The organism is Streptomyces sp. NPDC051105, assembly GCF_040682795.1.
In the GTDB taxonomy this organism is placed as follows: domain Bacteria; phylum Actinomycetota; class Actinomycetes; order Streptomycetales; family Streptomycetaceae; genus Streptomyces.
On sequence record NZ_JBFBBR010000039.1, the window covers coordinates 1 to 7,770 of the forward strand.

Consider the following 7,770-nt stretch of genomic DNA (forward strand, 5'->3'; position numbering starts at 1 on the left):
ACCCCTTTTCGCCCGCCGCTACCCCTCCCAACGCCACACCCCCCCCCCCGCCCCGGCCCCCCCCCCCCCCCGCGGCCGGGGGTCGTCAGTGCACGCCGCTGCCCCGCTGCGGAAGGAACCGCTGCAGCCGGGCTACCAGCGGGGGCGGGTCTGGTCCTCGCTGGACCTGCTGGGGGCGTTGCCGAGCTGGTGCGGGGTGAGACGGTCACCGTCACTCCCAGCCCGCGGCACCTCGTTCGGCTCGCGCATCTCGCGCTCCTCGCGCACCGGTCCGGTGCGGGGCGGCGTGGGGTGTTCCGAGCGCCGGGGCGGCGCGGACTCCCGCCGTCGTACCCCGATACCGAGCCGGACGGCCCCCACCAGCGCGGCCGCGACGAGCAGACCGCAGACGACGATCACGATCGTCCCCGCCGCCGAACCGGCGGCGGCCAGTTGTTCATGAGTCATGTACATCGGCCCCGGGTACCCACCGCGGGACGGCGGATGCCCGCGGGGCGAGGCATGGCGGAACCGGACACGGCATGCGCCGGGTCGCCCGTGGTACCACGTGGCCGCGGCCGGGCGGCGGCATCCTCCCGCGACTCCCGGCCGACGGAGTTCACCGGCGCCTGTGGTGCGCCGGTCACCGAGGTTCCGTCCAGCGGGCGTCCGAGCGGGCCAGCGCGAACGCGTCGAGCGTGCTGCCCGCGAGGAGCACGGTGGCGAGCAGCAACGGCAGGGTGGGGGCGCCGTCGCGGACGGCGAAGGCGCCGATCAGGGCCCCGGCGAACATCGCCAGCACCGAGAGGGCGCGCCGGCCTGTCTTGCCTCCGGCGCCTCCGGCGGCCCGGCTGTCGGAGGCCATGCCGGTGATGGTCAGGGTCAGGACCGTCGTGGTGAGGTCCGGTACGGCGAGCGCGCGGGCAGTCGCGTTCTGGACGCCCATGGCGACGCCGAGGAGCGCGATCAGCGAGTACCGGGGCCCGGCCGTGTCCAGGGGGGCGCCGTACCGGGCGACGCCGTAGGCCGCCAGGAAGAGGACCGTCTCCACGACCAGCGCCAGGCGCAGAACGCGGCCGCGGTGCGCGCGGGCCCGGTGCCCGATCCGGCCGCCCAGCAGGGCGCCCACGCCGAAGGCGGCCAGCGCGGCCAGCGAGGCGGCCAGGGAGAACCCCGCGGCGCCCGCGATCGCGAAGCCGGAGAAGACCACGTTGCCGGTCATGTTGGCGACGAAGACATGGCCGAGCACCAGGTAGCTGAAGGCGTCCACGAGACCGGTCACCACGGTGAGGGCGAGCATCAGCGGGGGCAGGGGGCCATGGTGGTCCGCCGGGTCGGGCAGCACGGTCGCCCGTGCGTCACGGAGTACGGGCTGGACGGCGTCCTTGATCGACATGGCGGGCCCCTTCGGGACTGGAACGAAACCGCACCTCGCGCGGTGCGTCCTCGCCAGCCTCCGGCATCCCGGTCACACTGTCCAACATATGGATCAGGGTGCAGCGATCGGTCATGCCGATCGATCGTCGCCGTGGTGTTCGAGGACGTCGAGAAACGCCTCGGCGGCCGGAGCCAGCCGGGTGGCGTCGTACGCCACGCAGATGTGGTGCACGGCCTGGTCGTCCGTCAGACGCAGCATCCGCGCGCCCCGGGGCAGCTCGTCGGCGGCGTCGAGGCCCAGTGCGGAGCCGGGCCCGACGACGGTGGACCGGGGTACGACGGTGATGCCCACCCCGCGTGCGGCCAGCCGGATCATGTCGTGGATCTGGCCCACCTCGAAGTGCCGGCCCGCCTCCGCTCCCGCGCGGGCGAAGGCCGCCTCGACCTGGCGGCGCAGGCCGCTGCCCCGCGTGAACTGGATCAGCGGGTGGCTGTCCGGCAGGTCGGCGAGATCAATGGCCTCCCGGTCCGCGAGAGCGTGCTCGCGCGGTACGACGGCGACCAGTGGGGCGCTGCCCAGCGTCCGGTGGTCCAGTCCCTCCGGTACCTGCCCGGCGGCGAGTCCGACCACCGCGACATCCAGGGTGCCGGCGAGGACCGCGGTGGCCATCCGGGAGCTGGGATCGTTGGACACGCGCAGGTCGACGCCGGGATAGCGGGCGCGGTAGTCCGCCAGTACCTCCACCATGTCGAAGGGCACGGCCATCGTCTGCACCAGGCCCAGGCGGAGCCGGCCCCGGCGCACTCCCGCCAGCGCGTCGAGGGCGGCCTGGGCGTTGTCGACATCGGCGAGGATGCGCCGGGCCCGCGGCTCCAGCAGCTCACCGGCGGCGGTCAGCCGTACCGAGCGGCTCGTGCGGCTGAACAGCGGGGCGCCGACCTCCTTCTCCAGCCGTGCGATCTGCTGGCTCAGCGCCGACTGCGCCACATAGCAACGCGCGGCGGCCTGGGTGAAGTTGTGCGTCTCGGCGACCGCCAGGAAATACCTGAGATGGCGCAGCTCCATGGCATCAATCTCTCTCTACGATCGATCGAGGTCAATTCATGCGCCCGTGCTCCTCAGCGGGCGGCGGTATTGGGCGAGGAGGAACCCCAGAACCTACTGACGGGTTACCTGTCCCCTGGTGTCCGGGCCAGGACTCCGGGGCCGTCTGAACGCGCGCCGACGGCAGCACGGACACGGTGGCCGAAGATCGTTGCGCGTACGCTCGTGCACATGGTTCAGCATCGATTGATCGACGTGAACGGGATCCGGCTGCACATCGCCGAGGAGGGTTCCGGCCCGCTGGTCGTGCTGCTGCACGGCTTCCCCGAATCATGGCACTCGTGGCAGCACCAGTTCGGCCCCCTGGCCGCGGCCGGCTTCCATGTGGTCGCCCCCGACCAGCGGGGCTACGGCAGCAGCGACCACCCAGAGGACGTCGACGCGTACAGCATCTTCCACCTCGTCGGCGATGTCGTCGGGCTGATCCGGGAGTTGGGCGAGGACAAGGCGTTCGTCGTCGGGCACGACTGGGGCGCGCCGGTGGCCTGGCACACGGCGCTGTTCCGGCCGGACCTGGTGCGCGGGGTGGCCGGGCTGAGCGTGCCGCCGCCGTTCCGGGGGACGAGGCCGCCGCTCCAGGCCATGGACGAGATGTTCGGGGGGCGCTTCTACTGGAACTACTTCGACCGGCCGGGTGTCGCCGACGCCGAGTTCGGCCGCGACCCGCGCACCACGCTGCGGAAGTTCTTCTTCTCGGCCTCCGGCGAAAGCGGTTCGGTCGGGCAGCCCCTGGTGGACCCCGAGCGCGGCTGGCTCGCCGACATGCCGGATCCCGAGCGGCTGCCCGAGTGGTTCACCGAGGAGGACCTGGACGCCCTCACCGAGAGCTTCTCCCAGGGCTTCACCGGGGCGCTGAACTGGTACCGCAACCTCGATCGCAACTGGGAACTGACCGCTCCCTGGCAGGGTGCCCGCGTCACTTCGCCCGCGCTGTACGTCTACGGCGACCGTGACGTGGTCCCGGCGTTCCCCGGCACGCCCGAGCTCATCGAGCGGCTTCCCGTCCTGATGCCCAACCTGGTGCGCGAGCCCCTCAAGCTGGCCGGCTGCGGCCACTGGACCCAGCAGGAGCGCCCGGACGAGGTGAACGCGGCGCTGGTCGAGTTCCTCAAGTCCCTTTCCTGAGCGCTGTGCCTCGGTCGGGCTCCGCGATCCGCGCCTACCTCTACGATCTTCTCGTGAGCGCGTGGAATCAGAGCCTGACCGCGGCCGGGATCCGGGACGCGGAGCTGCGGCGGGACTACAGCATCCAACGGCGTACGGTCCGGCGGTACCGCCGGAGCGCCTATCTGGCCTGCCGGATGCTGCTGCCGCCCGCGGTGCAGCCCCATGTGGTGGCCGCGACGGCCGTGATGCACCACGGGGACGACCTGCTGGACAGCGGTCCCGAGACACAGCGTGCGCAGGCGTGGGCCGACTGGGAGCGGCGGGTGCGTGCGGGGCTGGAGACGGGGACCAGTGACGATCCCCTGGTCCGCACCCTCCTGCACACGGTCGCCGTGCACCCCCGGCACCGGGATGTCGTTGAGGCCTATCTGGCCACCGCCACCGCCGAGCTGGAGTTCACCGGTTTCCAGACCGAGGCCGACTACCAGGACTACCTCGACGCCTACTCGATGCCGGCCTTCCTTCTGATAGGCGCGCTCCTGGGCCCCGAGACCGATCCCGGCGGACGGTTCCTGGCAGGGTGCCGCAAGCTCATCGACGGCAGCCAGCGGCTGGACTTCGTCAACGACCTCGCCGAGGACCTGCGGGAGGGCCGGCCGGGCATCCCCGCGGAGACCCTGAAGCGCTTCTCGGTCACGGCGGAGGACCTCGCGGCGGGGCAGGCCTCGCCCGGTCTGCGCTCCCTCGTGGCACACGAGGTCGAGACCTCCCGGGCCGACCTGCGGTCGGCCCGGGAGCTGCTCGAACTGATCCCGGCCGCCCACCGCCCGCTGGTGGGCACGCTGATCGAGATCGAGCTGCTCACCGCCGAGGCCGTGCGCGCGCCCGGCACGGACGTGTTGCGCGGCTCGGTGTCGCCGTCCACGGCGGGCACCCTCAGGTTGGTGCTCGGTGCCCGCCGCCGGGCGGTGCGTGCTCAGCGGTAGCAGGTGGTGACGCCCTGGTGCCAGGGGCAGGCGATCCCGGCGAAGCCGCCGTCGGCGACGACGTCGACGCTCAGGTCGTCGCCGCCGCGCAGGACCTGACTCTCCTGGACCAGGCCTTCGGCGCCGTCCCGGATCGTCTGCACCAGCCACTGTCCGCGGCCGACGGTCAGGGGGACCGTGGCCGCGTGGGCGGCGCCGGCGTACACCCCGCCCAGGAACCAGCGGTTCCCGCTGCGGCCCTCGACTATCCGGTCCTTGCGGTGCCGGTAGCGCAACCCCTGTGACAAGTCGGCCTGCTGGGTGACGATGCCGGCGGGCGACGGCTCGATCACCGTACGGCCGGCACGGGAGACCGCGAGGCTGAGGGTGCCGGTGTGGTGTCGAGGTCGATACGGGCCCGGGGTGCGTGCGCCGCCTCGGAGACGGTCCAGGTGGGCGACCGCTGCTCGGCCCGGGCGGGCGCGGTGGTCAGGAGGGTGGCCGCCAGTCCGGCGCAGAGCGCGGCGACCACGGTTCTGGGGAGCGGAACAGCCATGGGAACCCTGTCTTCCGGTCGGTGGTTACGGCAGTCCCCACGCCGCGCCCGGTTCGCTGACGGCGACCGGAGCGATGACGAGGTCCGGGCGGGAGCCGGAGTGCACGAGCACCTCGCGGCCACGGGGCAGGTCGATGGCGAGGGTGCCGTCGCCGAGGTCGTGGGTGCGGGCCGGGGTGCCGTCGTCGAGCAGGACCGTGAGCGGGCCGGTCAGGCCGTGCCGGAGCTTCAGAGGCTCGCCGGCCAGGCTGCGGATCCTGATGAAGCGGGTCTGTCCCGCCTTGCGGACGGCGCTGACCAGGAAGGCGCCCTGGGTACGGAAGTTGTGCAGGGTGAGGTCGGCCCAGGCGGTCGGTACGGCGGGGAAGACGCGGACGATCCCACCCCAGCTCTGGCAGAACATGTCGTGCAGGGACTGCGAGGCCGACAGCGGGGTCTCGATGACCGGACCGGCCTCGGTGTAGTGGGTGTTGGCCCGGCAGGGGTAGCGGGTCGTGGGGTCGAAGAACTTCCGCAGGTAGCCGATCGCGGTGTCGCCGTCGCCGGTCATCGCGTAGATGGAGGCGGCCCCGGTGTAGCTGTAGCCGCGGTGGGCGCCGGTCAGCGCGTGCCAGCGGACCACGGACTTCGTGATCAGGTCGCGGTGCTCCGGCTGGTCCCAGTTGACCAGGTACAGCGGGTACACCATCAGCAGGTGCGAGTAGTGGCGGTGGGACTGGGCGTACGGGGTGTCGGCGCCGATCATGAAGCCGTTGTCGTCGACCGGGTAGGGGGTGAGCCTGGCCAGCACCTCCTGCCAGCGTGGCTTCGACTCGTCGTCGATGCCGAGCAGTTCGGCGGAGTCGAGGAGGGTCTGGCAGCCCCAGCGGATCAACGCCAGGTCGTAGTTGGTGTCCTGCGGCGGGACGATCGGGTACTCGGGGGAGAGCGTGCTGGGGAGGTGCAGCTTGCCGTCGCTGCCCGGGGTGAGGAAGTGCAGGTAGTAGTTGATGGCGCGGCGCAGCACCGGGTAGACGGTGTCGCGCAGCAGGGACTTGTCCATGGAGTGGCGGTAGGACAGCCAGACGTTGTGCAGGGCCCAGGTGAGGTCGCCGGTCTCGGCGCCGGTGCCGGGCCGGCCCACCTCGCGGTGGGCGAACATGTCGGAGCTGCGGCCGATGCCGGAGCTGTCCGAGCGGTAGGCGGCGGGCACGTTGGCGGTGAGCTGTTCCTGGTTCTGGCGCAGGGTGGTGGCGAGAGCGTCCAGTTCCGGGTGGTTGAAGGCGTGGATCAGCCAGTATTCGAGCTGGACGTTGAGGTTCCACCAGACCGCCGGCCAGGGGGTCGGCTCCAGCCATGGGCCCGGGGTGGCCATGACCGGTCCGTCCGCGCGGCTGGCGCAGGCCACCTTGTAGAGCTGGATCCAGTGGAAGCTCTGCAGCCGCTGGTCGGGGAACGACACGAAACTCTTCCGGTAGAAGGCGTGCCACCAGCGGATGTGCCGTCGTCTCAGGGCGCCGTAGGACACCGCGCGGCGCAGGTTGCGGCGGGAGTCGGCCTCGGCTGCGGTGTCCGAGGGGAAGCTGTGGCCAACGCTCAGCAGGAGTTCGTCGCCGGTACGGCGGTAGGAGGTGGCCGTCTGGCCGCCGCCGGTGAGAGGTTGGAGGACCTGCTCGGTGCCGTCGGCCGACGTCCGTTCGGTCCAGGGCGGGTTGGCGGTATAGCCGGCGGGCGGTGACTCCTGGATCTTCCGGGGGCTGACGGCCTCCTCGGGATGGAAGGTCCAGGTGACCTGTTCGCCGCCGTTGGCCGTGGCGCGGACGGCGAGGACCTCGTCGTGGATGAGGGCGGCGAGGGTGAGGGTGCCGGCGGTGGTGGTGACGGTGCCGGTGAGTTCGGCGTTCCACAGGCTCAGCCGCCAGTCGACGGCGGTGATGGTGCCGGCCGGTTCGAGCGTGAGGTGCCCGACCGGGAGGCGGGCGGTGCCCCAGCCGCTGCCGAACTCGGGCCGGTGGTCCTGGACCCGGCCGTGCTGCACGGTGAAGCGGATCTGGTGGGCGCCCGGCTCCTGGTAGATCATGCTGCCGAGCAGCCCGTCGCCGAGGAACGGCCCGTCGTACCAGAGGGTGGGCAGCCTGCTCCACAGCAGATCCTGGCCGCGCAGGAACCGGTCCCAGGCGCCGTCGGTGGTCATGGTGTCGCGGAGTTTCCAGGGGTGTCCGTGGCTGTCCGCCGCCGCTGAGGGCTGCTGTTCGGCATGGGCGGTTCCGGGCAGGGCCGCGGCCGCCGCGCCACCGAGGGCGGTGCCGAGTACGGCCCTGCGGGGCACGGGTGAACGTTGCTCCGGCTGCGAGGTCATCATCGTCCTCCAGACCTGACGGATCCTTGATACATCGGGTGTATCGCGGAACCTAGCAGCCCGCCTGAACCTGTCAACGGCCCCAACAAGTCGAGAAAGATCGTCACTTCGGGCGGTGAGCTTTGCATTCACATCGGCAACCCTGACTCAGACTCTTGACTCATCCGATGAATTGACCTGTTCCGGGGCAGTCGTTGCGCGCACGGCTCTCGGCCGGCGAGCCTGGCCAGGGCGCGGGCGCTCCATCTCAGAGGGGCGGCGCGATGGCGTACGACGGTCTGACCGACGCCTGGGAGAACATCCCCATGGGCGAGTCGACCGAGAAGCACAACACCCGCCTCGG

8 protein-coding genes are annotated in these 7,770 nt (G+C 71.8%); 2 read left to right on the top strand and 6 right to left on the bottom strand.

The annotated features are described in order from the left end of the window. Positions 1 to 132: 132 nt before the first annotated feature. From AB0N16_RS41300 to AB0N16_RS41310, 3 genes are all read right to left on the bottom strand, one after another. The gene (locus AB0N16_RS41300) at positions 133 to 453 is read right to left on the bottom strand and encodes a DUF6479 family protein (protein WP_365805984.1); all 321 of its coding nucleotides are present in this window, start codon (positions 451 to 453) and stop codon (positions 133 to 135) included. A gap of 169 nt (positions 454 to 622) precedes the next feature. Beyond that, positions 623 to 1,375: a YoaK family protein gene (locus tag AB0N16_RS41305; RefSeq protein ID WP_365805985.1), complete on the bottom strand. Its 753-nt coding sequence runs from the start codon at positions 1,373 to 1,375 to the stop codon at positions 623 to 625. 111 nt (positions 1,376 to 1,486) lie between these two features. Then, positions 1,487 to 2,422: a LysR family transcriptional regulator gene (locus AB0N16_RS41310; protein ID WP_365805986.1), complete on the bottom strand. Its 936-nt coding sequence runs from the start codon at positions 2,420 to 2,422 to the stop codon at positions 1,487 to 1,489. Positions 2,423 to 2,632: 210 nt separating this feature from the next. Here AB0N16_RS41310 and AB0N16_RS41315 point away from each other — a divergent pair, with 210 nt between their 5' ends. Both AB0N16_RS41315 and AB0N16_RS41320 read left to right on the top strand, forming a co-directional pair. Then, entirely contained in the window at positions 2,633 to 3,586 is a 954-nt protein-coding gene (locus tag AB0N16_RS41315) for an alpha/beta hydrolase (RefSeq protein WP_365805987.1), read from the top strand. Between the two features lie 53 nt (positions 3,587 to 3,639). Beyond that, positions 3,640 to 4,554 (top strand): squalene/phytoene synthase family protein, encoded by a 915-nt coding sequence (locus AB0N16_RS41320; RefSeq protein ID WP_365805988.1) that lies wholly within the window; start codon positions 3,640 to 3,642, stop codon positions 4,552 to 4,554. Here AB0N16_RS41320 and AB0N16_RS41325 read toward each other — a convergent pair. Genes AB0N16_RS41325 through AB0N16_RS41335 form a run of 3 tightly spaced genes read right to left on the bottom strand, consistent with a single transcriptional unit; the run spans position 4,545 to position 7,427 of the window. Then, on the bottom strand, positions 4,545 to 4,886 hold the full coding sequence (locus AB0N16_RS41325) for a hypothetical protein (RefSeq protein ID WP_365805989.1): 342 nt from the start codon (positions 4,884 to 4,886) through the stop codon (positions 4,545 to 4,547). The genes AB0N16_RS41320 and AB0N16_RS41325 overlap by 10 nt on opposite strands. Further along, positions 4,883 to 5,089, bottom strand: a complete 207-nt coding sequence (locus AB0N16_RS41330; protein ID WP_365805990.1) for a hypothetical protein — start codon at positions 5,087 to 5,089, stop codon at positions 4,883 to 4,885. The genes AB0N16_RS41325 and AB0N16_RS41330 overlap by 4 nt, the downstream gene beginning before the upstream one ends. A gap of 25 nt (positions 5,090 to 5,114) precedes the next feature. Beyond that, positions 5,115 to 7,427 (bottom strand): Tat pathway signal sequence domain protein, encoded by a 2,313-nt coding sequence (locus AB0N16_RS41335; protein WP_365805991.1) that lies wholly within the window; start codon positions 7,425 to 7,427, stop codon positions 5,115 to 5,117. Positions 7,428 to 7,770: the final 343 nt, after the last annotated feature.

Coding starts and splice junctions, on each gene's coding strand:
- AB0N16_RS41305 (WP_365805985.1), bottom strand. CDS start 1,375: ATGTCGATCAAGGACGCCGTCCAGCCCGTACTCCGTGACGCACGGGCG.
- AB0N16_RS41300 (WP_365805984.1), bottom strand. CDS start 453: ATGTACATGACTCATGAACAACTGGCCGCCGCCGGTTCGGCGGCGGGG.
- AB0N16_RS41335 (WP_365805991.1), bottom strand. CDS start 7,427: ATGACCTCGCAGCCGGAGCAACGTTCACCCGTGCCCCGCAGGGCCGTA.
- AB0N16_RS41315 (WP_365805987.1), top strand. CDS start 2,633: ATGGTTCAGCATCGATTGATCGACGTGAACGGGATCCGGCTGCACATC.
- AB0N16_RS41310 (WP_365805986.1), bottom strand. CDS start 2,422: ATGGAGCTGCGCCATCTCAGGTATTTCCTGGCGGTCGCCGAGACGCAC.
- AB0N16_RS41330 (WP_365805990.1), bottom strand. CDS start 5,089: ATGGCTGTTCCGCTCCCCAGAACCGTGGTCGCCGCGCTCTGCGCCGGA.